Origin of the sequence: Novosphingobium decolorationis, assembly GCF_018417475.1 — a bacterium.
Taxonomy (GTDB): domain Bacteria; phylum Pseudomonadota; class Alphaproteobacteria; order Sphingomonadales; family Sphingomonadaceae; genus Novosphingobium; species Novosphingobium decolorationis.
Genome location: NZ_CP054856.1, coordinates 1,412,596 through 1,436,251 on the forward strand (window position 1 = coordinate 1,412,596; position 23,656 = coordinate 1,436,251).

16 protein-coding genes are annotated in these 23,656 nt (G+C 66.7%); 9 read left to right on the forward strand and 7 right to left on the reverse strand.

Annotation, left to right across the window (positions count from 1 at the left end):
* Window positions 1-56 precede the first annotated feature (56 nt).
* Complete coding sequence (locus HT578_RS06375) at window positions 57-1,004, reverse strand: sulfotransferase (RefSeq protein WP_213502790.1); 948 nt, start codon at window positions 1,002-1,004, stop codon at window positions 57-59.
* A 242-nt stretch (window positions 1,005-1,246) separates the two neighbouring features.
* On the opposite strand from HT578_RS06375, the gene HT578_RS06380 reads away from it, so the two are divergent.
* Window positions 1,247-2,737, forward strand: a complete 1,491-nt coding sequence (locus HT578_RS06380; protein ID WP_213502792.1) for an oligosaccharide flippase family protein — start codon at window positions 1,247-1,249, stop codon at window positions 2,735-2,737.
* A gap of 198 nt (window positions 2,738-2,935) precedes the next feature.
* Complete coding sequence (locus HT578_RS06385; protein WP_213502794.1) at window positions 2,936-4,159, forward strand: glycosyltransferase family 4 protein; 1,224 nt, start codon at window positions 2,936-2,938, stop codon at window positions 4,157-4,159.
* Here HT578_RS06385 and HT578_RS06390 read toward each other — a convergent pair.
* Both HT578_RS06390 and HT578_RS06395 read right to left on the reverse strand, forming a co-directional pair.
* A complete protein-coding gene (locus HT578_RS06390; RefSeq protein WP_213502796.1) occupies window positions 4,099-4,386 on the reverse strand; it encodes a hypothetical protein in 288 nt (95 codons plus the stop codon). The genes HT578_RS06385 and HT578_RS06390 overlap by 61 nt on opposite strands.
* An 823-nt stretch (window positions 4,387-5,209) precedes the next feature.
* Window positions 5,210-8,056, reverse strand: a complete 2,847-nt coding sequence (locus HT578_RS06395) for a TonB-dependent receptor domain-containing protein (RefSeq protein ID WP_239026526.1) — start codon at window positions 8,054-8,056, stop codon at window positions 5,210-5,212.
* A gap of 507 nt (window positions 8,057-8,563) precedes the next feature.
* Here HT578_RS06395 and HT578_RS06400 point away from each other — a divergent pair.
* The 4 genes from HT578_RS06400 (at window position 8,564) to HT578_RS06415 (ending at window position 12,274) form a co-directional block, all read left to right on the forward strand.
* Complete coding sequence (locus HT578_RS06400; protein ID WP_039391421.1) at window positions 8,564-9,349, forward strand: SDR family oxidoreductase; 786 nt, start codon at window positions 8,564-8,566, stop codon at window positions 9,347-9,349.
* A 71-nt stretch (window positions 9,350-9,420) separates the two neighbouring features.
* On the forward strand, window positions 9,421-10,050 hold the full coding sequence (locus HT578_RS06405; protein WP_213502806.1) for a TetR/AcrR family transcriptional regulator: 630 nt from the start codon (window positions 9,421-9,423) through the stop codon (window positions 10,048-10,050).
* Window positions 10,040-10,930 carry an S-methyl-5'-thioadenosine phosphorylase gene (gene mtnP / locus HT578_RS06410; protein ID WP_213502808.1) on the forward strand — a complete coding sequence of 297 codons (891 nt, stop codon included), beginning with the start codon at window positions 10,040-10,042 and terminating at the stop codon, window positions 10,928-10,930. The genes HT578_RS06405 and mtnP overlap by 11 nt, the downstream gene beginning before the upstream one ends.
* 378 nt (window positions 10,931-11,308) lie before the next feature.
* Window positions 11,309-12,274 (forward strand): glycerophosphodiester phosphodiesterase family protein, encoded by a 966-nt coding sequence (locus HT578_RS06415; protein ID WP_239026527.1) that lies wholly within the window; start codon window positions 11,309-11,311, stop codon window positions 12,272-12,274.
* A 296-nt stretch (window positions 12,275-12,570) separates the two neighbouring features.
* Here the strand turns inward: HT578_RS06415 and HT578_RS06420 are convergent, their stop codons facing one another.
* A complete protein-coding gene (locus tag HT578_RS06420; protein ID WP_213502811.1) occupies window positions 12,571-14,289 on the reverse strand; it encodes a putative 2OG-Fe(II) oxygenase in 1,719 nt (572 codons plus the stop codon).
* Window positions 14,286-15,017, reverse strand: a complete 732-nt coding sequence (locus HT578_RS06425; protein ID WP_213502814.1) for a 2OG-Fe(II) oxygenase — start codon at window positions 15,015-15,017, stop codon at window positions 14,286-14,288. Before HT578_RS06425 ends, HT578_RS06420 begins: the two co-directional genes overlap by 4 nt.
* Before the next feature lie 61 nt (window positions 15,018-15,078).
* Here HT578_RS06425 and HT578_RS06430 point away from each other — a divergent pair, with 61 nt between their 5' ends.
* The 3 genes from HT578_RS06430 to HT578_RS06440 all read left to right on the forward strand — a co-directional run bounded on the left by HT578_RS06430 (window position 15,079) and on the right by HT578_RS06440 (window position 19,931).
* On the forward strand, window positions 15,079-15,840 hold the full coding sequence (locus HT578_RS06430) for a 2OG-Fe(II) oxygenase (protein WP_239026528.1): 762 nt from the start codon (window positions 15,079-15,081) through the stop codon (window positions 15,838-15,840).
* 109 nt (window positions 15,841-15,949) lie between these two features.
* Window positions 15,950-16,579 (forward strand): hypothetical protein, encoded by a 630-nt coding sequence (locus HT578_RS06435; RefSeq protein WP_213502834.1) that lies wholly within the window; start codon window positions 15,950-15,952, stop codon window positions 16,577-16,579.
* A 358-nt stretch (window positions 16,580-16,937) separates the two neighbouring features.
* Window positions 16,938-19,931 (forward strand): TonB-dependent receptor domain-containing protein, encoded by a 2,994-nt coding sequence (locus HT578_RS06440; protein ID WP_213502836.1) that lies wholly within the window; start codon window positions 16,938-16,940, stop codon window positions 19,929-19,931.
* 131 nt (window positions 19,932-20,062) lie between these two features.
* On the opposite strand, the gene clpB is transcribed toward HT578_RS06440, so the two are convergent.
* Both clpB and HT578_RS06450 read right to left on the reverse strand, forming a co-directional pair.
* Window positions 20,063-22,642, reverse strand: coding sequence for an ATP-dependent chaperone ClpB (gene clpB, locus HT578_RS06445; RefSeq protein WP_213502839.1), 2,580 nt, complete (start codon window positions 22,640-22,642; stop codon window positions 20,063-20,065).
* Between the two features lie 233 nt (window positions 22,643-22,875).
* Complete coding sequence (locus tag HT578_RS06450; protein ID WP_239026529.1) at window positions 22,876-23,631, reverse strand: DUF4197 family protein; 756 nt, start codon at window positions 23,629-23,631, stop codon at window positions 22,876-22,878.
* Window positions 23,632-23,656 lie beyond the last annotated feature (25 nt).

Genomic DNA, 23,656 nt, shown 5'->3' on the forward strand with positions numbered 1-23,656 from the left:
CGATGCGATCTTGTTGTCCTGCGACTATCCATGCGCATCTCGCAGCTGCAACAGGATCAAGGTTCACTTTGGGGCAATTCACTCCGTCCCCGGCGCTCCTGCGCCGCGTCCCGTCCGAAGAGCGCGGCCAGCGCCGCATAGCTTTCCTGCAGCTGCACGCAGGTCGCCGGCGACAGATCGAGATCGGAGGGATCCACCGGCCGCCCGGGCAGGCCCGGCTCGATCCGGGAATGGCGGCCGCTGACCAGCGGGTCCCCCCCGCCGCCCCGGCGTGACGCCGCCTTGCTGCGATAGGCATTGACCAGCGGCGGGGTGATGCCCAGCCGCGTGGATATTGCGGCGAGGACGGCATCGGGGTCGCGCAGAAGCGCCTCGTGGGTGAGGCCGATCCGACGTGCAGCCTCGAAGCGTGGCCACATCTCGGCCAGCGCGGCGAGGCGCCCGATATAGTAGGACGCGGCTTCCTCGTGGGTGCGGTATTCGTCCCGTCCCAGCCGCGCGAAGAGATCGACTATCGAGCGGACCGAGGCGAACGGCTCGCGCACGAGGAAAATCGCCCGCGCCGAGAAGAAGGCGGGGGGCGCGGCGGCATCGAGACGGGAATGGAGGATCTTGTCGAACTGCCAGGGCGCCCGTGCATCCCACCCCTTTCGCCGTGCGCAGTTGACCGCGAGCCGCCCGGGAGCATCGAGCCCGTCATGCGTGACATGGCTCTCTCCGTAGCCGGAAAAATCCGGCCGCGAACACACGATGTTGGAGAGCGCGGTCGACCCGCAGCGCATGTGCGCCAGCACGAAAAGGCACCTGTCGTAGCGGCCATGCGGAAGCGCGCGCCCGACCAGCCAGCCCAACCCGCGCTTCCCCGCATCGCGCAGGGATGTGCGGGGAGCGCAACCGATGCGGCCCGCCCCGTCCCTCACCAGCCCGCCCCTCCCTTCGTGCGCGTCCTCCAGCTCCTGGCCGTCCTCTCCTCTCGGCAAGATCAGTCCCGCGTCCTCGTGCATGCGTTCCCCCTGTTCCTTGACGTTGCTCGACCCGGGCAAGGGTCTGAATCGGCGCAGATCGCGCGCCGTATCCCGAGGGTAAGGCCCAGGGCCGTCCGACACCCGGCGAGTTAGGTCCAACTTGGCGGTACTTCGCGTTCCGGAACCCCGCGTCTCCACGTAGAACAAGGGGCACTCAGGGGGCGTCCGGGGGGACCTGCGCACGCCTCCAGGCTTCGCCACGGCGGGAATTGAGAGGGAGCATGGCGGCAACGATGGGCGAGATGACAGCCCCGCGAAGGAACCGGCGGCAGGGCTTTGCCCGCGCAACACGGCAGGGTGCGCGCGCACTCTTCGCGATGATTGCCCGCTCGCTGCAACAGGTCTCCACGCTGGTCATCACGCTGCTGGCGGCCCGTTTCCTCGCCCCTGGCGACTACGGCGTCTACAGCCTGGCGATCGTCTTCATCATCCTGATCCAGACGCTGACCTATACCGGCTTCTACCAGTTCATCCTGACCTCGCGCGAGCCGGACGAGGCGGTTCTCTCGACCTGCTTCTGGCTGATTCTGGGGCTCGTCGGGGCCGCCTCCGCGCTGCTCGCGCTCGCCGCCTGGCCGCTCCAGTGGCTGTTCCAGGCCCCGGACCTGGGCGGCGTGATTCTCCTGCTTGCCCTGCTCCAGCCCCTTGCGGGAATCGGGGCCTGGTCCTCCGCCGCATTGCTGCGCCGGGGCGCGGCCATGCTCAACTTCCGGATCATGTTCGCGCAGAACCTGCTCGCGCTCGTGGGCGGGGCGGCGCTGGTGTGGACGTGGCATTCGCTTTACGCGCTCGTCGCGTTCCGGGCCATCCGGGTGCTTTCCGGCGCCCTGCTCTACGCCTTCCTCGCGCGCGATTGCCCCCAGCTGCGCTTCGACGTTGCGCTTGCCCGCGGCGCTACCCGCTTTTCGGCCGGGCTCTACGGCTCACGCGGGCTCGGCTTTCTGGCGCAGTACGCCGCCGACCTCCTGCTCGGCCTCTTGCACAGCCCGACCGCGGTCGGCCTCTACCGTTTCGGCAACCGGGTGGCGACCGGGATCACGGACACCGCGATGCAGCCCATGGCCAGCTTCGCGGCCATGCAGATGGGCGCCGCCGCGCGCAAGGGGCACGACCTCTCCGCCACGCTTGCCCGCTTTTCCGGGACGCTGGCCCTGGCGGCCGGCATGCTGGGCGCCGGGATCATCGTGCTCGCCGACGACATGATCGCGCTGTTCTTCCAACCCAGCTACGCCGCGGGCCTCCTCGTCACCTATGCCATGGCGCTGCGGGCGCTCGCGGGCGCGGGCAAGCTGCTTATCGAGCCCGCCTTCGCCGCGCTCGGACGCACCACCTCGGTCATGTACTTCAACCTGGTAACCAGCCTGGTCGCGGTCGCCGCGGTCTTCGCCGCCTCGGCCTGGGGCCTTGCCGCGCTGGCCTGGGCGCAGGTCGGGGTGGTCGCGGCCTCCACGCTTTATGCCTTCGCCCTGCTCTCGCGGCGCGGCCGGCTCGACGTGTGGCCAAGCCTGCGCAATCTCGCGCTCGCAATCCTGCTCTGCGCGAATTTCGGCCTGCTGCTGGGGCTGGGGTGCCATGGGCTCGAGCCGCTGCTGCCGCCGGGGCCCCTCCCGGCCCTGGGAGGACGCCTGGCCTTTGCCGCCCTGCTGGCACTGCCCACCCTTGCGCTCGCGCTGCGCCTGCGCGTCCTCGACCTTTCGGTCTTTTCCGGGTGAGGCTTCCTGTCCGCCCTGCCCCCTTATGTCCCTTGCGGCCCTGCCAACCACCCCACGGAGTAATCGCGATGCACAGGTTCCCGAACGCCGCCGCCATCCGGCCCGCGCCCCGCGCGCATCCGGCCCGGATCGGCAAGGTCGACAGGGCAGCGTGCGCAGCGGCCTGCCCCTCCGCGGCGCGAACCGGGGAGCAGGTCCATGGGTGAAATCCTCGTCAACGCCAAGTTCCTGGGCGCCGGGCTCAACGGCGTCCATCGCACCGCAGCCGAATTCACGCAGCAACTCGTGCGCCGGGCCCGCCGGCCCGATCCACATGCGGCCTCGTGCGCGCGCGGCACGCGAGGGCAGGAGGAAAACGGGCACACCGTCCGTCTGCTCAGCCCCCCCGGCGCGCAAGCGCTGGCGGGGCTCACGCCCGAAGTGCGCAAAGGCGCCTTCGGAGCCGGACAGGGCTGGGAGATGCTCACCCTGCCGCGCGCCGCCCGCGGCTCCCTGCTGGTCAATTTCTGCAACCTGGCCCCGCTGCTGCACGCGAACAGCGCGGTGATGATCCACGACGCGCAGACCTTCCTTTACCCGGAGGACTATTCCGGGCGCCAGGCCCGCGCCTATCGCCGCCTGCTGCCCTGGATCGGGCGCCGCGCGCGCCGCGTCCTCACCGTCTCGGAATTCGCGCGGCAAAGCCTCGCCAGCTTCGGCATCGCCCCGCTCGACAAGATCGACGTAGTGCACAACGGCACCGATCATCTGACCCGCGAGGCGCCCGACCCGGAGATACTGGGCCGGCTCGGCCTCGCTCCCGGAAGCTACGTACTGACGGTGGGATCGGCCAAGGGGTACAAGAACATGCGCACCATCTTCGAGGCGCTGAGGGATCCTCCTGCCGGGGGCCAGCGGCTGGTCGTTGCCGGAGGACCGGGGGCGCTCGCCTACCATGATCGGGGCTGGACGCCCCCCGCCCATGCCCTCTTCACCGGGTTCGTCAGCGATGCCGAACTGCGCGCGCTTTATACAGGCGCCAGCGCCTTCCTGTTTCCTTCGCTGACCGAAGGTTTCGGCCTCCCTCCTGTCGAGGCGATGCACAGCGGCACGCCCGTCATCGCCGCCCATGCCGGAGCCATGCCCGAGGTGTGCAGCGATGGCGCCCTCCTTGTCCCGCCCGAGGATCCGCAAGCCTGGCGCGAAGCCTTGGACGCCCTGCTCTCCAGCCGCGAGCTTGTCGGCCACCTTGTCGCCCGGGGGGCCGAGCGCGCCGCGCAGTTGAGCTGGGACGCCGCCGGAGAACGGCTGTGGCAGGTCCTCGAACCACTGGTCCCGCCCACACGCCCCGCACAAGCAGGCACGGCTTCACGGGGGCCCGCCTACGGCTGGGATTCGGGCGGCTCTTCGCTTTCGACGAGTTCGGCGATCTCGAAGCGATAACCCGTCCAGCCCCGCTTGCGCGCGCCATCGCCAGCGGGACCTTTCAACTTCTTCGCCTCGGCCAGACTGCGGGTGTGCCCCCAGAAGACCTCTGTCTTGCCATTCTCCAACTCGGCGACGATGCGCCAGTAATGGGTGAAAGGATCCGTCGTGGGGCCAAACGTCTTCACGTAGCCATCGGGCAGCGTGGCGGTGAGATAGCGCTTCTTCCGGGATTTGCGGGCCATGTCCTGCGCCTTACCCGCAGAGTTCCAGCCCCGTCCAGACCCCTGCGGATGCCCTCGGCACGTTCGCCTTTTCTCCTTCGCCAGGAAGGAAGCGGAAGAAGACAGTCCAGATTCAAGGGGCCATCGCCCCTTGCCCCCAAAACGGGCAACCTCACCTTTCGCGACCACCGCAGCGCGCGAAGGGTGAGGTCGACAGTTCGGGGAGCCCGAGGGCGATGGCCCTCGGAAAGTTCCTCTGTCCCGCTTTCGCCAGGAAAAAAGCAAAACAAGACAACCCAGATTCAAGGGGCCATCGCCCTTTGACCCCGAAACGGGCAACCTCACCTTTCGCGGCCACCGCAGCGCGCGAAGGGTGAGGTCGACAGTTCGGGGAGCCCGAGGGCGATGGCCCTCGGAAAAGTCCTCTTTCCCGCTTTCGCCAGGAAAAAAGCAAAACAAGACAACCCAAATTCAAGGGGCCATCACCACTTGCCCCCAAAACGGGCAACCTCACCTTTCGCGGCCACCGCAGCGCGCGAAGGGTGAGGTCGACAGTTCGGGGAGCCCGAGGGCGATGGCCCTCGGAAAAGTCCTCTTTCCCGCTTTCGCCAGGAAAAAAGCAAAGCAAGACAACCCAGATTCAAGGGGCCATCGCCCCTTGACCCCGAAACGGGCAACCTCACCTTTCGCAACCACCGCAGCGCGCGAAGGGTGAGGTTGGCAATTCGGGCAGCCGGAGGGCTACGGCCCTCGGCCCCGACCTTCCTCATACCCATGAAAAAGGGGCGCCGGACAGATGCCCGGCGCCCCCAATTCGCGTGGACTTTCGTCCCGGTTGCAGACCTTAGAAGGTCATGCGGCCCGAGATGAAGAAGTCGCGGCCCAGCACGTCGTAGACACCCGGCCAGGTGTTGGTCTGCTGCTGGTTGTCGCCCATCGTCGGCGGCTGCTTGTCGAACAGGTTGTTGACACCTGCGGTCAGCGAGAAGTTCTCGGTCACGTCGGCCGAGAAGGTGAGGTCGAACTGGTCGTACGAGCTCAGACGCTCCACCGCATAGGGGGTCGTGTCATCGTCATCCTTGACCGCACCCACATGGCGCCAGCGCAGGCTGGTGGTGAGCGGGCCGTCGATGAAGCTCAGACGCGAGGTCCACTTCCACTTCGGCGTGGGCGTACCGCAGGCCAGATTGCCGAAGGCTCCGGCGCACTGGTACTGTTCCTCGGGGTTGCTCGCGACCGGGATGTAGATGTTGTCGATCGTGTAGTTGCCGAGGAAGTTGAACGAAATCCGCGCATCTTCGCTGAGTAGACCACCGCCGAGGCTGGTGATGTAGCTCAGCTCGAAGTCGAGACCCTGAACCTTCAGACCACCGGTGTTGGCCGCGAGGATCGAGGGAACGTTCTCGCCGTCCATGATACCATTGGCGTTACGGGTACCGATGATTGCCTGGCAGTACTCGTTATTGATGTCCTGGAAGACGTTGTAGCACAGATTGAGCGTGTTGCTCAGACCGCCGCCGTAGTCACCGATCGCGCCATCGACCTTGATCTTGTACCAGTCCAGCGTGGCGGTGAAACCGGGGAAGAAGGTCGGGGTCACGACCACACCGGCCGTCCAGGAGTCGGAGGTTTCTTCCTGAAGGTTCGGATTGCCGCCGAACAGGCCCTGGATCTGCGAGTTGGGCTGTACGGCCGCGGTGAACACCGCGGAGGACGGAACACCGGTGGCGATACAGAGATCGCGCACGACATCAGTGCGGTTTTCGGCCGGCTGACGCGACGAACACGGGTCGGTTGCACCCGGGAAGCCCTGGGCGAGACCACCGAACAGTTCCTGGACGTTCGGTGCACGAACCGCACGCTGGTACTGACCACGGAAGGTCACGTCGGGAATCGGCGCGTATTCGATGCCACCCGCATAGGCCCACACGCCGCCCACGGCGCCGAGCGAGTAGTCGGAGTAGCGCACGGCGCCCGACAGTTCGAGGCGGTAGATGCCGGGCGTGTCGGTGACCAGCGGGAGACGCAGCTCGCCGAAGATTTCCTTCACATCGTAGGCACCCTCTGTCGGGTTACCGGCGTTGAAGCCGATCACGTCACCCGAGGAGAGCGCGGTGTCGGGGATGAACTCCGACGAAACGCGGCGGTATTCCGCACCGATCGCGAAGCCGATATCATCGCGGCTCATGCCGGTGTTGAACAGCGAACCGCTGATCACGCCCGAGGCAACCTGCAGGGTCGAGATCTCGGTGTTCTGCGCGGTGATCGAGATCGCATCCACCATCTCCTGGGTCAGGGTACCCGGGCCGTAGATGTTGATGTCCGTCCCGGTGCCATCGAGGCCAGCCTGGAAGGCCGAACGCGACACGTTGCCGGTCTGGATGTTCGAGTTCCGCGTACGCGCGAACATGTAGTACGCATCGTAGTTGATGTTGCTGGTGATTTCACCACGCGCACCGAGCAGGACGCGGAAGGCGTTGCGCTCGTCGAGCGAGTTGCGCGCGCCCACTTCGGCGGTACGGCGGGTCACCGACATGCGGACCAGACCGTCACCATCGGTGTCGAGCTGGTTCATCGCAGCCGCATCGGCAGCCGAGATGAACTGCGAGGCCGTCGCCACGTCGATGTTGAACGTGCCGGTCACCGGGGTGGCGGCGAGCTCGTTGGCAACGCGGTTGTTGACGAACGAGACTTCGGCGTAGGCGGTGTGGCCGTCCGAGAATTCGTAGTCCGCGTAGCCACCCATCAGGTAGCGTTCCTGCGGAACCATCAGGTAGTTGACGGGACCGTAGTTATAAAGGTCGCTCGCGGTGCGAGGACGGCTGGAACCGGGCGTTTCGTAGAAGGCGCCAGGCGAGCAGAAGATATTGCCGGTCGGGCACAATTGCGCGGTCGGATCGTCCGAGGAAGTCGGGAGGACCGAGGTAAAGCGGCCCTGCGGGGTCGTGGCCGAGCCGCCTGGGACGATGTTACCTTCGTAGTCGTCCCAGTTCACGTTTTCCGAGAACTTGCGGGCACCGGCGAAGACGTCCTTGCGGTCGTAGTATTCGCCATAGACGGTGGCGTGGCCGCGGCCGTCGGCGAATTCGCCGCCGAAGGCGAAGTTGGCAGTCAGGCGCTGGCCGTCGCCACGGCTGGTGACACCGTACTGCGCACCCATTTCAAGGCCCTGCACGTCCTTGAGGCGGAAGTTGACGACACCTGCAAGCGCGTCCGAACCGTACACGGCCGAAGCACCGCCGGTCACCACGTCGACCGACTCGATCAGGAACGAGGGGATGGTGTTGAGGTCGACGATCTGCTGGGTATCGTAGAACATCCAGCGACGGCCGTTGACGAGCACCATGGTACGGGCCGAACCCAGACCGCGCAGGTTGAGCGTCGCAACGCCGCCACCCGGGTTGTTCGAGAACGAGGTGGTGCCCGGAATGACCTGCGGCAGGGTGTTGATGACGCTTTCGACGTTCACCGCACCCGACAGGGCGAACTCTTCGCTGTCGACGACGGCAACAGGAGCTGCCGATTCCACGTTGCGGCGCGCAATGCGCGAACCGGTGACGATGATCTCGCCGCTGGGCTCGGACGCCTCGGCCGGCCCGGTCTGGGCATAGGCGTTCGTCGAGACCAGAGCCGCCGCCGCGGTCAGGCTCGTCGCGCTGATCAGCGCGGCCTTCTTCAGGTGTGTTTTCACTAGTTGTGTGTCCCTTGTTGCTTCAGATCTCCCGACAGGTGCGTGACCAATCCTGCCAGGTGACCCGGATGCCGGTGGTCCAACACGCGTTGCGCGCAGGACCGCCATGCGTCAGTTTTGTTGCGTTCTCAGGGGCGCCTTTCAATCCCATGTTGTGCATGACGGAAAAATGACGCGACGCCTGTTGCCTTGTTGCAACATCGCTGTGGTCGCCGATTGTTGCTGGCGTTTTGTCGGTCGATTTCCACCGCATCGCACCCCCGCACGACAAGTGCGCATGCGCTCGGTTTACAGGAGACCATCTTTCGAAAAATCACATGATCGTGAAATCTTGTTGCTTAGTGCCGACATTCCGCCGAGCGCGATTGACCCTTCCGCCCCCCCGACTTAATCACGCGGTTAAACAAGCCGCACCCGGATCAAGCCGATTGCAAGAATGCAACGGTGCCCCTGCCGCCCATGCTGCAAGGGCAAAATGGTGCGAGCCAAAGAAGGGAATCACAGGCCATGAAACTGGCAGAGGATGCTGCAGCTATCGTCACCGGAGGGGCCTCGGGCCTGGGCGCCGCCACCGCCCGCGCCTTGCGGGCGCGGGGTGTGAAGGTCGCCCTGTTCGACCGCAATCCCGAGGCTGTCACCGCGCTGGCCGCGGAAATCGGAGCCGTCCCCTGCGTGGTCGACGTCACCGATGAGGAGAGCGTCGCGCAAGGGTTTGCCAAGGCCCGCGCGGCCAACGGGCAGGAGCGGATCCTGGTCAACTGCGCCGGGATCGCGCCGGCCGCACGCACCGTCGGGCGCGACCGGGAAAGCGGGGCGCGCACGCGCCACGACATGGCGCTGTTCGAGGCGGCGGTCGCGATCAATCTCGTCGGGACCTTCCGGTGTTGCAGTCATGCCGCACAGGGCATGACCGCGCTGCCCCCGCAAGGGCCGGACGGCGCGCGCGGTGTCCTCATCAACACCGCCTCGATCGCGGCCGAGGACGGACAGATCGGCCAGGCCGCCTACGCCGGGTCCAAGGGCGGGGTGGCGGCGATGACGCTGCCCCTCGCGCGCGACCTCATGGCCGACGGCATCCGCGTCAACACGATCCTGCCCGGCATCTTTGCAACGCCGATGGTCGCGGGCATGCCCGAGGCCGTGCAGGACGCGCTGGGCGCGGCCGTCCCCTTCCCCAAGCGCCTGGGCCAGCCCGAGGAATACGCGCGCCTCGCGCTGTTCATCGCCGAGAACGACTACCTCAACGCCGCCACGATCCGTCTCGACGGCGCGGTGCGCATGGGACCGAAGTAAAAAGCCAAGCAGAAAAAGAGAGCACGCAAAAGGGCTTGCACCATGCGGCCGGAGGGAGGAAGGGCAAGGACATGGCGGACAAACAGGATCTCAATGCCCCTCCGGGCGCGCGGGCGCTGCTGCTCGACACGGCCAGCGCGATCATGCGCGACGGCGATGTCATCGACATCTCGCTCTCCGAACTCTCGCTGCGCTCAGGCCTCAATTCCGCGCTGGTAAAGTACTACTTCGGCAACAAGGCGGGGCTGCTCAAGGCCCTCCTCGACCGCGACTGGGAAGCCATCGTCACCTCGGTCGACGCGCTGGTCGCCAAGGACGGCTGGGCGCCCGAGGCCAAGCTGCGGCGCCATATCCTCAAGGTCGTCGACACCTTCTACGAGGTGCCCTACCTCAACCGCCTGACCATGCGCGTCATCCGCGAGAGCGACGATACCGAGGCACGCCGCATCGCCGACTGTTACCTGTCACCGATGTACCGCGCCTATGAAAGCCTGATCGGCGACGGCGTAGCGGCCGGGGTCTTCCGCCCCACCGACCCGCAGCTTTTCTACTTCACCGTGACCGGGGCGGCCGACCGCTTCTTCTCGGCGCGCCTGGTGCTCAAGCACTGCTTCGACCAGGACACGTTGACCGAGACCCTGCGCGACCGCTATCGCGAACACACTCTCGACATCATCATGGCAGGTATCCTTGCGCGCTGAAAAATCGCCGTTCTGGCACATCGGGGTCCTTGGCGGATCGGGTCTTGCGGCCGGTATCGAACTGGAGGACGCGCAGGAGATCGAGGTCGCCAGCCCCTTCGGCAAACCCTCCGGCCCGGTCACCACCGGACGTATCGGCAACGTGCGCTTCACGTTCCTCGCCCGCCACGGCGCGGGCCACGCAATCCCGCCGTCCGAGATCAACTACCGCGCCAATATCGACGTCCTCAAGCGCTGCGGCGTCACCGACGTCGTTTCGCTTTCGGCGATCGGCTCGCTGCGCGAGGACATGGCGCCCGGGCACATGGTCATGGTCGACCAGTTCATCGACCGCACCAGCCAGCGCACCAACAGCTTCTTCGGCACCGGCCTCGTCGCCCATGTCTCGATGGCCGATCCCACTTGCGCGCGCCTGCGTGAGGCGCTGGGCGAGGCCGCGAGCCTGGCGGGCGGCCACGTCCACACCACGGGCACCTACGTGTGCATCGAAGGCCCGCAGTTCTCCAGCCGCGCGGAAAGCCGGATGTACCAGGCCTGGGGCGCCGATGTGATCGGCATGACCGCGATGCCCGAAGCGCGCCTCGCCCGCGAAGCCGAACTCCCCTACGCCACGCTGGGCATGGTCACCGACTACGACTGCTGGCGCGAGGAGGAAGAGGGCGTGGAAGTCAGCCACGTGCTCGAAGTCATGCACAAGAACGCCGAAATCGCGCGCAAGACCGTGCGCGAACTGGCCAGGGGGCTGCCCGAACGGCGCGAGCCGGTGGGCATCGACACCGCGCTCGAATACGCACTCATCACCGCGCCCGACGCGCGCGACCCCGCCCTTGTCCGCCGCCTCGACGCCGTCGCCTGCCGCCTGTTCGGCGAGAAGGACTGAGACAGAAACCAGAAGGTAGATGTTCCGAGGGCCATCGCCCTCGGGCTCCCCAAACTGTCGAGCACAGCGCACGAGGCCGATCACGGCCGACAACGCCCCTACATTCCCGTCCAGCACCTCAATTCCATTGCTCGCGAGCAGCCATTCGCGAAGCATGAGCCAAGCCCTTCGCCGCGAAAAAAGCTTCCGGTCTGCGAACGACCAGTTTCATTCCTTTGGGATATTCGCAATTCCTCTTTCAGGAAATGGATGCGTTCATCTCAGGACTTCTCTAAAGCTATAGCCTTTCAGTCGTACTGAGGTAGGGGCGTCGTGCAGGGAAAGTCGCGCTCGAAACTCATATTCCGATCAAGCGTTGCCGTCGTCTTGATAGTGGTCATGGCGATTTACTTCGCCAATGCGTCATGGCTTGCACCAAGCCCCGAAGGGCGACCGTTGCTGCTTGCCCATCGCGGGGTGCATCAGCTTTATGACAGAGCCGGTATCGACAAAGAGAGTTGCACGGCAACGCGTATTTTCCCGCCAACCAATCGCCTGCTGGAAAATACGATCCCGTCGATCGCTGCCAGTTTCGACAGGGGCGCGGATATTCTGGAAATCGATATCCATCCGACGAGGGATGGTGACTTCGCCGTCTTTCACGATTGGACGCTCGATTGTCGGACCAATGGGACCGGGGTCACCCGCGATCATTCGATGCCAGAGCTGAAAGCGCTGGATATAGGCTGGGGCTATACGGCCGATGGCGGGAAGTCATACCCGTTCCGGGGGGAAGGCATAGGGATGATGCCAAGCCTGTCAGAAATCTTGGAGGCGTTTCCCGATCGACGCTTTCTCCTGAACATCAAGAGCCGTTCCTCTCGCGAAGCTGAGCAGCTATTCGCCTACCTGACGGCTCACGACATCGACATTGGCCGACAGATCATGGTCTACGGTCACGAGCGCCCGATCCGTGTCTGGCGAGAGTTGACTTCCGACGGATGGGCTTTCTCCAAAGCTTCCTTGAAGTCCTGCACGATTGCCTATGAGAAGCTGGGCTGGTCCGGCTCTGTCCCTTCCGAATGCAAGGACGGCGTAATCGCCGTGCCGATCGCATGGCGCAACTTCTACTGGGGCTGGCCCAATCGTTTCCTTCAAAGGATGTCGGCTTCCAACACTCAGGTTATATTGCTTGGCGATGTGCAAAGCGAAAATGGTGCACCTGGTATTACTGACCCCGCTGATCTTGCCGCCATTCCTCACGGGTTTCGTGGAATTATCTGGACGGACAGCATCGAGGAGGTTGGTCCGGCATGGAAGAAGCTACGGCCGGGAACGGATCACGCCACGTCAGCTGGCAACTAGCCAAGGCCAACAAGGGTGAGGAGGTACGCGTCCGCTTTCCCCCACTTCAGATGTTCCAACCGATGCCGAATGTGTACGCGCGGCCTTCGGTCCCTGATCGGGAACAGCGAACGAAGGAGACTGGAAAGACCTCTTCTCAAGGGGCCATCGCGCCTTGCCCCCAGAATGAGCGACCTCACCTCTCTGCGCTACAGCGGCGCGCGAAAGGTGCGCCAGACAGTATGGGGAGCCCGAGGGCAATGGCCCTCGGAATTCCTTCTTCCTTTCCCCTGCCCTTCTCGAAAGCTCTGTAAGCCTTAGCTCCGCACCGCCACGTCGAAAGCCACGGTCATGCGCCTTCCTTGCGCAAACGGCGCGGTGCCGTGGAAGAGCGTGCTGGGGAAGAGCGTCAGGTGCTTTTCGAGCGGGGGCACGATCTGGCGCGGGGGCAGGTCGAGGCCCATTTCGGGCGGCGCGCCGCCCACTTCGAGGCAGCCTGCGCCGGGGGCATCCTCGGCAAGTGGCGGCAGGTCGATGTAGAGCGCGGAGGAGAGCACGCCCTGGGGGTGGATATGGACCGTGTGGCGTCCGCCCGGCCCCAGCCGCACCGACCACGAGCCTGCGATGGCCAGTTTCTCGTCGCGCCGTGCGAGCAGCGGATGGCCGGGGTCGCACGGGGGCAGGCCCGCCCGGTAGGTCTCGATCACCTCCAGAATCGCATCGTGCAGGACATTCAGCGGCGCCTCGGTGCGTGCGAAGAGCCCACCGCGCGTCTGGCTGCCGCCGCGCACCGACTGGCCGACCGGCACGAAGGAGGTTTCGTGCAGCGCGTGGAGCAGCGCCTTGATCTCGTCCCACTGGGCATCGGAGATGGCGAGCGGCAGGCGACGCACCATGTTCGGCTGGCCGTGGAGCCATTCCTCGCGCGGGTCGTCCAGCATGCGCCAGGCCAGCGAGCGCAGCCCCCAGCCCGAGACATCGTGGGGCGCGTCGTCCAGCGCGCGCGCCAGCAGCGCCTCGGCGCGTTCCGGGTCGCGGCAGCGCAGGCGGTGGCGCGCTTCCTCGACCCGGGCGAGCACGCCGGCAGCGCCCTCACGCGCGGGCAGATCGGCAAAGAGCGCATCGGCCCGCGCGAGATCGCGCGCCGCGCTCGCCGCGCTTGCGGCGGCCACGCGCACGTCGGGGTCCTCGGGCATGCGGGCCAGAGCATCCTCGCCCACAGCGTGCGCCTCGACCGTGCAGTCCGCGCCGCTCAGCGCGCCAACCCAGGCCAGCGCGAGCCCGGCGTTGCCCGGCAGCGCGCGGCTGGCCGCCGCGTAGTGGTCGGCAAAGCGCCCGTCCTGAAGCGCACCCTCCTCGGTGTTGAGGCGCAGTTCGGCCAGGTAGCGGTGCACATCGAGCCAGCCGGGCATCTGCGCCGAGAGCGCATCGGCGATCTGGCGCGCCTCGGCAAACTGGCCTTCGGCTTCCAGCGCCATCGCGCGGCCCAGCCACAGGTTCGCATCGCCCTGGTTGACCGCGAGCGCCTTGGCGTAGCGCGCGCTCGCATCCCCCTCGCCGCGTTCGAGCGCGATGCGCGCACGTCCATGCAGGCCGCGCACATGCCCCGCGTTAAGGGCCAGGCACGCCTCGTAGCTGGCCGAGGCCGCGGCCAGATCGCCGCTCGCCCGCTCGGCCGAACCGCGCGTCGACCAGTAGCGCGCGTCGTGGCGCCCCTTCGCCTCAAGCCCCCGGAGGAGCCGCACCGCCTCGCCCGCGCGGTCCAGCTGTTCGAGCACGATGGCGTGGTTGACCGCGTATTCCAGCTCCCCCGGCGCGGCCTTGCAGGCGCGCGCATAGAGCGCCTCGGCGCGTGTCGTATCGCCCAGCCGCAGCGCGCTGCCCCCGGCGCTGTTGAGCAGCCGGGGCTCCCTGGGTGCCAGCGCGAGCGCCGCATCGAAGAGGCCCTGCGCCTCGCCCGCGCGCCCCGCCTTCTCGGCGCTGAGCGCGGCTTCGCGCAACTGGCCGATGCGCGCCATGTCGAGCGGCGCGCTCACCGGTCGCGCAGCCAGCCGGTGATGGCCAGACGCCGTGCGGGCGCGAAGGGCGCGACATAGCTCACCATGTGGCTTTGCGGCACGCGCAGCAGATTGAGCGCGTTGAAGCGCGGGCGCCAGCCCTCGACCACATCGCCATCCTCATCAAGGAAGTGGAGATAGCCGCCCCAGTCGGGATGCCAGTCCGCTGGCGCAAAGTTCATCACGTAGGCGACGCGCCAGCCTTCGGCGACGTGGCTGTCGGTGTGGGGCCCCAGGAAGTCACCCGGCGCGAACAGGGTCGCCTGCGCGTCGGCCTTGCGCAGCTCCGGGATGCCGCAGATATCGCGCGCCAGCTGCAGGAAGGGTGCATCGTTGATGTGTTCGAGCAGGAGCGCGAGCGGGCCGTTGCGGTCCCAGCCCTGAAGGTAGGCTTCGAGCATCGGGTAGTTGGCAAAGCGCACCGCGTATTCGCCCCGGGCCGCCGCGCCGTAGATCTTCTGCGCCAGCGCCTGCCGCTCCTCAGGGCGCATCGCCTGGATCTGTTCGGGGCGCAGCGTCGTGTGCGGCTCCTCCCCGGCCTGGCAGGCAAGGCCCCAGGGCGTCTCCCTTTCCAGAACGCCGCGGATCGTCTGCGCGGCCTCGGGCTTCAGGAAATCGCGCACCTGCACCCGGCCATGCTCCAGGAATTTCGCGCGAAGGGCCGCGCGGTCGAGCGCGGGATTGATCTCGAAGAGGGATAGCGTCATCGTGGCTCCGCAAGTAGCACAGGCACCGCGTCTTTCCCAAGCCGCCCGGCGATGTGCATTGATGGAAATCACAGACGAAGCCGCGCACCCTGCCATGTCCCTGACCTTTACGCTCAATCCCGCTCTCGACACGAAGGCGGCCGCCGACCAGTTCGCGCAAGGCGGCCACACCCGCCTCACGGATTTCCTGGAAGAGAGTTGCGCCGAGGCGCTCTGGCGCGAACTGCGCGCCCGCGAGGACTGGGTCCAGGTCATCAACAGCGGCGACAAGAGCTTCGAGCTCGACCGGCCCACCCGCAAGAGCTTCTCGCCCGAACAGGCCAAGGCGATGGACGATGCGGTCTACGCGGGCGCGCGCAGCGGCTTCCAGTTTCGCTACGAGGCCCTGCGCGTCCCCGACAGCGCCAAAGCGCGGGCGAAAAGCTCCGATACGCTCGCCCGCTTCGCGACCTGGATGTCCTCGGCGCCCGTAAGCGCGCTGCTGGGCGCGGTCACCGGCGAGGGGGCGCTTACCTTCGCCGACGCGCAAGGGACCGCCTATGCGCCGGGCGACTTTCTTACCGCGCACGACGATGCGGTGGCGGGCAAACGGCGCCATGCCGCCTACGTGCTGGGCCTCAATCCGGCCTGGCGCGCGGAATGGGGCGGACTGCTGCTGCTCCATGACGCAGGCCAGAGTGGACGCATCGCCGTGCCTGCCTTCAACACGCTCGACCTCATCCGCGTCGGCCAGGCCCATTCGGTCAGCGAAGTGACCCGCGCGGCCCCCAACCGGCGCTATGCGGTCACCGGATGGATGCGCACAGGACCTGTCCCGGCCTGAGCGTTTCCGGCGCGTTTTCCGCGACATGATGCGCCTTTTCATTTTGCCCAGGCCGCTGCTATGTTCGGCGTCAAGCACCGCCACGCGTGCCGAGGAGACCTGAAGACCGATGGCTGCCAAGACCTCCCGTCCTGCCCGCACCAAGCGCCTGCCCACGCCCTTCGCGACGCCTGTCACGCTGGCCGCCGCGCTCGGCGCCGCTCTGGCCCTGACGCCGTTGGCCGCAGGTGCGCAGGAGAGCGGCGAGCCGCCCGCCGCGCTGCGCGGGCTTGCCCAGTGCCGCGCGCTGGGTGACGATGCCGCGCGCCTCGCCTGCTTTGACCGGGAGAGCGCCGCGCTCCTGGCGGCGAGCGATACCGGCGCGGTTGCCATCGTCGACGAGGACGAGGCCCGCCAGGTGCGCCGTTCGCTCTATGGCTTTGCCGTGCCCGAGATCGGGATCTTCTCCAAGACCCGCAGCGCCAAGGCCGAAACCGCCGAAGCGGACAGCGAGGAAGAAGCCCGCGATGGCGACGAGGACACCCTCGTCTCGACGATCACGAAGGTCGAGGGCCTTCCGCGCGGCTACTACCGCGTGACCATTGCCGAGGCCGATGCGGTCTGGGAAACCACCACCAAGCGCCGCAGCGCATCGGCCCCCAAGGTGGGCGACAGCGTGGAATTCGAGGCGGCGGCCTTTGGCACCTACTGGATGCGGCTCAACGGCCACATGGGGGTCAAGGCGCACCGCGTGCGCTGACGGGCAGCCGCTCGCGTACGCGGCGGGAGGCTGGCCGCCCATGAAGATTTCGCGCGCGTGCAACAAAACCCGCCATAAAACGCACAGCGATGCGTAAAGTTGCACAGTTTGTACATTCAGAAACACAAAATGGGCAGTACAGCACACTGCTAACCACCCGAGTGTGGCAACTTTATTACACCACTTATGAAATGTTCTAAGTCAACTGTCTTAGGAGTTGCCCCGGAGCGCCATCGGCGCGATCCCTGCCCCCGACGCTGCGAGGGGGTAGCCCTCCTACTCCGTTTCGCTTGCCGACCCAGCACCGCACGGTGCCGGCGAGCGCCCGCAGCGTGTGTGTAAAACAAGGGGCAAACCATTGAAGACCAACATCATGCGCACCGCGCTGATCGGGGCGACGTGTCTGACGACCGTTGCGCTGAGCGCCACCCCCGTCCTCGCGCAGGATAGCACCGCACCCGCTGCCGAGATCGTCGGCGAAGAGATCATCGTGATGACCGGCTCGCGCATCGCGCGCACCAACGCCGACACCTACGAGCCGTCGATCATCATCGACAGCGAGCTTCTGCAGAAGCGCGGCCTCACCAACATCGCCGACGCGCTGAGCACGGTTCCCGCCTTCGGCACCCCCGGCGCCAGCCCCACGGGCGGCCAGGGCGGCAGCTTCGGTTCGGGCCAGAGCTTCATCAACTTCTTCGGCCTGGGCTCGCAGCGCACGCTGACCCTCGTCAACAGCCGCCGCTTCGTCAGCTCGAACACCGCCTCGATCTTCGGCCCCTCCGCCGCCGGTTCGCAGGTCGACCTCAACACGCTGCCGACCCTCGCGCTCGACCGCATCGAGACCATCGCCGTGGGCGGCGCACCGATCTACGGCGCCGACGCGATCGCGGGCACCGTCAACATCCTGCTCAAGCAGGACTACGAGGGCATCGAGCTCAACGCGCAGACTGGCCTGTCCAAGCGCGGTGACGGCGCCAACCACCGCCTTGGCGCGCTGGCGGGCACCAGCTTCGGTGGCGGGCGTGGCCACATCGTGGGCGCGTTCGAGTACAACCGCACCGAGGGCATGACCTACGAGGCGCGCAAGCGCACCGCGGCGGGCCTGTTCTACACCTCGCCGATCGAGGATTCGCCCTACAGCCAGGTCATCATCGAGGATCGTCGCATCCCGGCGCTGAGCCCCTACGGCCTGCCCACCACCATCGACATCATCCCCGGTGATCTCGGCCCGCTCGGCGCGCCGGGCCTCAACTACGGCATCCTCGACGCGCAGGGCAACACGCTCGGCTTCGACCGCAACGGCAACCTCGCCCCGATCGACTTCGGCACCGTGCACGGCGCCACCGCGTCGGCGGGCGGCAACGGCATGAGCCTGGTCCCGCTCTCGAACCTGCTTTCGCCGGTCGAGCGTTACCTGGGCTACGCCCACGCCGACTACGAGCTGACCGACGGCATCAAGGCCACGGTCGACTTCAACTACGCCCGCTCGAAGGGCACCGAACTGCGCACCCAGCCGGTCTACAACACCTGGCTGTTCGGCGACGCGGGCGATCCCGACGGCAACCTCATCATCCCGCTGTCGAACCCGTTCCTCAGCGATGCCGCGCGCCAGACCATTGCCGCGCAGCTGCCCGAGGGCCAGGACGTGTTCTACCTGGGCCGTGCCAACACCGACCTCGTCTCGGGCCGTGGCAGCTCGACGGTGGAACTCTACCGCATCACCGGCGGTCTTGAGGGTGACTTCAACGTCGCGGGCCGCGACATCTCCTGGGAAGTGATCGGCAACTACGGCCGTTCGAAGACCCGCGGTTCGAGCCGCGAGCTGGTTCAGCAGAACTTCGAGAACGCGCTGGCCGGCTGCCAGGACGGCTACACCAACTCGCCGATCCAGACCGGTTCGGCCACCTGTGTCCCGTTCAACCCGTTCGGCAACCAGAACGGTCCGGAAGTGGGTGAGTACATCACCACGACCGCGCACCCCACCGCGCTCAACGAGCAGTGGATGGTCACCGCCGACATCACCGGCACGCTGTTCGACCTGCCCGCAGGCGGCGTCGGCTTCGCGCTGGGCTACGAGCACCGCAACGAGAAGTCGGACTTCGATCCGGGCGCCTTCTTCTACGGCGCGGTCGACCCCAACGATCCCGATGGCGCGCGCACCCAGTACGGCCGCTCGATCCCGATCGATCCGGTCCGCGGCAGCTACCACACCAACGAAGTCTTCGGCGAACTCCAGGTTCCGCTCATCTCGCCCGACATGAACGTTCCGTTCCTGTACTCGGCCGAGCTGCACGGCGCCGGGCGCTACGTCGACAACTCGCTGGCGGGCGGCGACCTCACCTGGACCGCAGGTGGTAAGGTCAACTTCCTCAAGGACTTCGGCATTCGCGGCAACTTCACGCGCTCGATCCGCGCGCCCGCGATCACCGAGCTCTACAACCCGACGAGCCAGATCTTCACCACCGCCGACGATCCGTGCGATGCACGCTTCATCACCGCAGGCCCCAACCCGGCCAACCGTGCGGCGAACTGTGCGGCCGACGGTCTTCCCGCCGACTTCACCTCGAACATCGTCGACTTCACCTCGCGTGGCTCGCTTTCGGGCAACACCAGCCTCGAGAACGAGACCGCCGACAGCTGGACCATCGGCGGTATCTTCACCCCGACCTTCCTGCCCGGCTTCTCGCTCGCGGTGGACTGGGTCAGCGTGAACCTGAAGAACGCGATCGTCAGCGTTGATGCCGACGGCACGCTGGAAGCCTGCTACGATGCGACCAGCTTCCCGAGCGCGGCCTGTGACCAGATCGACCGCGATGCGGACGGCCAGGTGGAATTCATCCGCACCGGCTACCTCAACGCGGCCTCGTACAAGTACAAGGGCCTGATCGGCGAACTGCACTACTTCACCGAAACCCCGTTCCTGGGCGCCAACAGCGCGATCCAGCTGGGCGCCTCGTACCAGTACATCGATACGCTTGAAACGCGCATCGGCACGGGTGACCTCTCCACTTCGCGTGGCAGCATCGGCTACTCGAAGCACCAGTTCACGGTGAACGCCAGCTACATGAACGGGCCCTTCACGGCCTACACGCAGGTGCAGTACATCGGGAAGGCCGAGCGCGATCCCGACGCTTCGGCGAACACCTACGAGTACCCGACCCGTCCGGCGGTGGCCTTCGTCAACAGCTCGATCAGCTACGACATCAACGAGGACTACACCCTGCGCCTGATGGTCGACAACGTGTTCGACACCAACGCGCCCTACCCGGCACCCGCCGGTGGCGGCCTCGACACCTACTGGAGCGGCTTCATGGGCCGTTACTACAAGGTCGGCGTGACCGCGCGCTTCTGATAGCCGCGCCGCACGGCACAACGAAAAGGGCCCCGGGAGCGATCCCGGGGCCCTTTCTTTTGGGTCAGAAGAGAAAGGTGCGATAGACAGTCTGGGGGTCCAAGGGGCGATGGCCCCTTGAATCTCCCTTCTTACTCAACCGTGATCGTCAGTGCCCCGTCGCCATCGCCGATGGCCAGGTGTGACCCGTCGGGAATCTCGCCCGCCAGTAGCTTCTCGGCGAGCGGGTCCTGCAGGTACTTCTGCACCGCGCGCTTCAAAGGCCGCGCGCCATAGACCGGATCGTAGCCCACCCGGCCCAGCCAGGCCTTGGCCGCGTCCGACAGGTCGAGCACGATCTTGCGGTCCTTGAGGAGCTTCTGCACCCGCGCCACCTGGATATCGACGATCGGTCCCATGTGGTCCTGGCCCAGCCGGTGGAACATGATGACCTCGTCGAGACGGTTGAGGAACTCAGGCCGGAAATGCCCGCGCACCACGTCCATCACCTGGGGCTCGACGCTCTCGACGTCCTTGCCGTCCTCGATTTGCGTCAGGAACTGGCTGCCCAGATTCGAGGTCAGGATGATGAGCGTATTGGTGAAGTCCACCTGGCGTCCCTGCCCGTCGGTCAGGCGCCCGTCGTCGAGCACCTGCAGCAGGACGTTGAAGACATCGGGGTGCGCCTTTTCCACCTCGTCGAAGAGCACGACCTGGTAGGGACGGCGCCGCACGGCCTCGGTCAGGACGCCGCCTTCCTCGTAGCCCACGTAGCCCGGAGGCGCGCCGATCAGGCGGGCGACCGCGTGCTTCTCCATGAACTCGGACATGTCGATGCGCACCATCGCGCTGTCATCGTCGAACAGGAATTCGGCGAGCGCCTTGGTGAGCTCGGTCTTGCCCACGCCCGTGGGGCCCAGGAACAGGAACGAGCCGAGCGGACGGTTGGGGTCCTGCAGACCGGCGCGCGCACGGCGCACCGCCTTGGAGACGGCCTGCACCGCCTGGCGCTGCCCGATCACGCGCTTGCCCAGCACTTCCTCCATCTTGAGGAGCTTCTCGCGCTCGCCTTCCAGCATCTTGTCGACCGGCACGCCGGTCCACTTCGACACCACGCCCGCGATGTCGTCCTCGGTCACTTCCTCGCGCAGGAGCGCGTTGGCCGACTGGGCCTGCGCCTCGGCCAGCTGGCGTTCCAGCGAGGGGATGGTGCCGTAGGACAGCTCGCCCGCACGGGCGAGATCGCCCGAACGCTGCGCCTGGTCGAGATCGGTGCGTGCCTTGTCGAGGCTCTCCTTGATCTTGCCTTCCGCCGCGATCTTGTCGCGCTCGTTCTGCCAGCGGGTGGTCAGCTCGCTCGACTGCTGTTCGAGGTTCGCCAGCTCCTCGCGCAAGGTGACGAGACGGTCGGCGGACGCGCTGTCGTTCTCCTTGGCGAGCGCCTGCTCCTCGATCTTGAGCTGGATGATGCGGCGGTCGAGCTTCTCGATCTCTTCCGGCTTGCTCTCCACTTCCATGCGGATGCGGCTCGCGGCCTCGTCCATGAGGTCGATCGCCTTGTCGGGCAGGAAGCGGTTGGTGATGTAGCGGTTGGAGAGGGTCGCGGCCGCCACCAGCGCGCCGTCGGTGATGCGCACGCCGTGGTGCAGTTCGTACTTCTCCTTGATGCCGCGCAGGATCGAGACGGTGTCCTCGACCGTGGGCTCACCAATGAAGACGGGCTGGAACCGGCGCTGGAGGGCCGCGTCCTTCTCGACGTACTTCTGGTATTCGTCGAGCGTGGTCGCGCCGATGCAGTGCAGTTCGCCGCGTGCGAGCGCGGGCTTCAGGAGGTTGCCCGCATCCATCGAGCCTTCCGAGGCGCCCGCGCCGATCAGCGTGTGCATCTCGTCGATGAACAGGATGATCTGCCCTTCGGCGCCCTTCACCTCGTCGAGCACGGCCTTCAGACGCTCCTCGAACTCGCCCCGGTACTTCGCGCCCGCAATCAGCGCGCCCATGTCGAGCGCCATCAGCGTGCGGTCCTTGAGGCTGTCGGGCACGTCGCCGTTGGCAATGCGCAGCGCAAGGCCTTCCGCGATGGCGGTCTTGCCCACGCCCGGATCGCCGATGAGGACCGGGTTGTTCTTGGTGCGGCGCGCGAGGATCTGGACGGTGCGACGGATCTCCTCGTCACGCCCGATGACCGGGTCGAGCTTGCCGTCCTTGGCGGCCTGCGTGAGATCGCGCGCGTACTTCTTCATCGCATCGTAGGCGTTTTCGGCCGAGGCGTTGTCCGCCGTGCGTCCGCCGCGCAGTTCGGTGATCGCCCCCTCCAGCGCCTTGGCGTTGAGGTTGGCCGAGGCCAGCGCCTTGCCCGCCTCGGTGGTGGCGGCCAGCACCAGCGCGAGCAGGATGCGCTCCACCGTCACGTAGCTGTCGCCCGACTTGGTGGCGAGCTGCTCGGCCTGGTCGAGCAGGCGCACCGCATCGTTGTCGAGCCCCGGGGTCGCCTGCGCGCCCGAGCCCGACACGGCGGGCATCCTGGCCAGCGCCTTGTCGATCGCACTTTCCGCGATCTTGGGATTGCCACCGGCGCGCTGGATCAGCCCCGCGGCCATACCCTCGCCATCTTCGAGCAGGGCCTTGGCGATGTGCTCGGGGCTGATGCGCTGATGGTTGTTGCGGATGGCCACGGTCTGCGCGGCCTGAAGGAAGCCCTTCGCGCGGTCGGTGAACTTTTCGAGATTCATGGTCTGTTTTGCCTCCTGACACCCCGGATATGGTGTTGCAATTTTGCAACACAAGAGGTGCCCCACCAAAATTTTCCATGGCCTTATCTGGGCGCTTTTCCGGCCAATTCAATTGCCCGGGATCAAATCAGCCAAAAGTTGGCCAGCCTGCACCTCGCACGCCTCGCTGCGTGAGAAAGGTGCGCTGGACAGTTCGGGGGTCAAGGGGCGATGGCCCCTTGAAAATCCACTTACTACTGCCCCAGCACGCCGCGCAGCAAACCGCCCAGCGGCTTCAGGGGATCGGCCCGCAGGTTCGCCTCCTCGCGGCCGATGTAGGCGAAGATCCCGTCGAGCGCCTGTTCGGTCACCGAGCCGCCCAGCGCGTCGCGGGTGAGCCCGGCGCTCTTCACCAGCCGCGACGAGGTCGTCAGGCGGTCGAGCTGGCGGTAGGCGCCGACCTCTTCGAGCCCATCATCGACGAGCGGGCGCAGCGCGCCGTGCAGTTCCTCGCCCGCGCTCGTGCGCAGATAGCGCGTCGCCCCGTCGGAGCGCGAGGCGATGCCCGGAACGTCGGTCACGTCGAGGTCGCGGATCGCGGTGCGGAAGACCGGCTTGGCCGCCCCCGCCGCGACGCCCGCCGCATCGTTCACCGCGCGCACCAGCCCGCCGGTGAGATCGAGCGGGCTGCCCGCGCCCAGGATCGCGCCGAGCCCCTGCCCGAAGCCGCCCCTGGTGCCGGATTTTCCGCCCAGGAGTCCGCCGATCAGCGGCAGGTCGATGCGCACGTCCGGGTCGTCGTAGAACGCGCCGGGCCGCGCCAGCTTGTCGAGCGAGCTGTCGCTGGCCTGGACCAGCAGCCCCGTCAGCGTCCCGCCGAGCCCCTGCGCGTTTGCCGGAAAGGCCAGCCCCATACCCAATCCGGCTCCCAGGCCCGCAAGTCCCCAGCCCGCGCCCCTGCGCAGCAGCCCTCGGCGGTTCCACATCGGCGCCTTCGCGTCCCGGTCCATATCCACTCCTCTCCGGCCGCTGGGC

Excerpts from the sequence above, each read along its gene's own strand:
- HT578_RS06415 (WP_239026527.1), top strand. The coding sequence starts at position 11,309 with ATGGCGATTTACTTCGCCAATGCGTCATGGCTTGCACCAAGCCCCGAA.
- HT578_RS06450 (WP_239026529.1), bottom strand. The coding sequence starts at position 23,631 with ATGGACCGGGACGCGAAGGCGCCGATGTGGAACCGCCGAGGGCTGCTG.
- HT578_RS06385 (WP_213502794.1), top strand. The coding sequence starts at position 2,936 with ATGGGTGAAATCCTCGTCAACGCCAAGTTCCTGGGCGCCGGGCTCAAC.
- HT578_RS06430 (WP_239026528.1), top strand. The coding sequence starts at position 15,079 with ATGGAAATCACAGACGAAGCCGCGCACCCTGCCATGTCCCTGACCTTT.
- HT578_RS06390 (WP_213502796.1), bottom strand. The coding sequence starts at position 4,386 with ATGGCCCGCAAATCCCGGAAGAAGCGCTATCTCACCGCCACGCTGCCC.
- HT578_RS06375 (WP_213502790.1), bottom strand. The coding sequence starts at position 1,004 with ATGCACGAGGACGCGGGACTGATCTTGCCGAGAGGAGAGGACGGCCAG.
- HT578_RS06400 (WP_039391421.1), top strand. The coding sequence starts at position 8,564 with ATGAAACTGGCAGAGGATGCTGCAGCTATCGTCACCGGAGGGGCCTCG.
- clpB (WP_213502839.1), bottom strand. The coding sequence starts at position 22,642 with ATGAATCTCGAAAAGTTCACCGACCGCGCGAAGGGCTTCCTTCAGGCC.
- HT578_RS06435 (WP_213502834.1), top strand. The coding sequence starts at position 15,950 with ATGGCTGCCAAGACCTCCCGTCCTGCCCGCACCAAGCGCCTGCCCACG.
- HT578_RS06405 (WP_213502806.1), top strand. The coding sequence starts at position 9,421 with ATGGCGGACAAACAGGATCTCAATGCCCCTCCGGGCGCGCGGGCGCTG.
- HT578_RS06425 (WP_213502814.1), bottom strand. The coding sequence starts at position 15,017 with ATGACGCTATCCCTCTTCGAGATCAATCCCGCGCTCGACCGCGCGGCC.
- HT578_RS06380 (WP_213502792.1), top strand. The coding sequence starts at position 1,247 with ATGGCGGCAACGATGGGCGAGATGACAGCCCCGCGAAGGAACCGGCGG.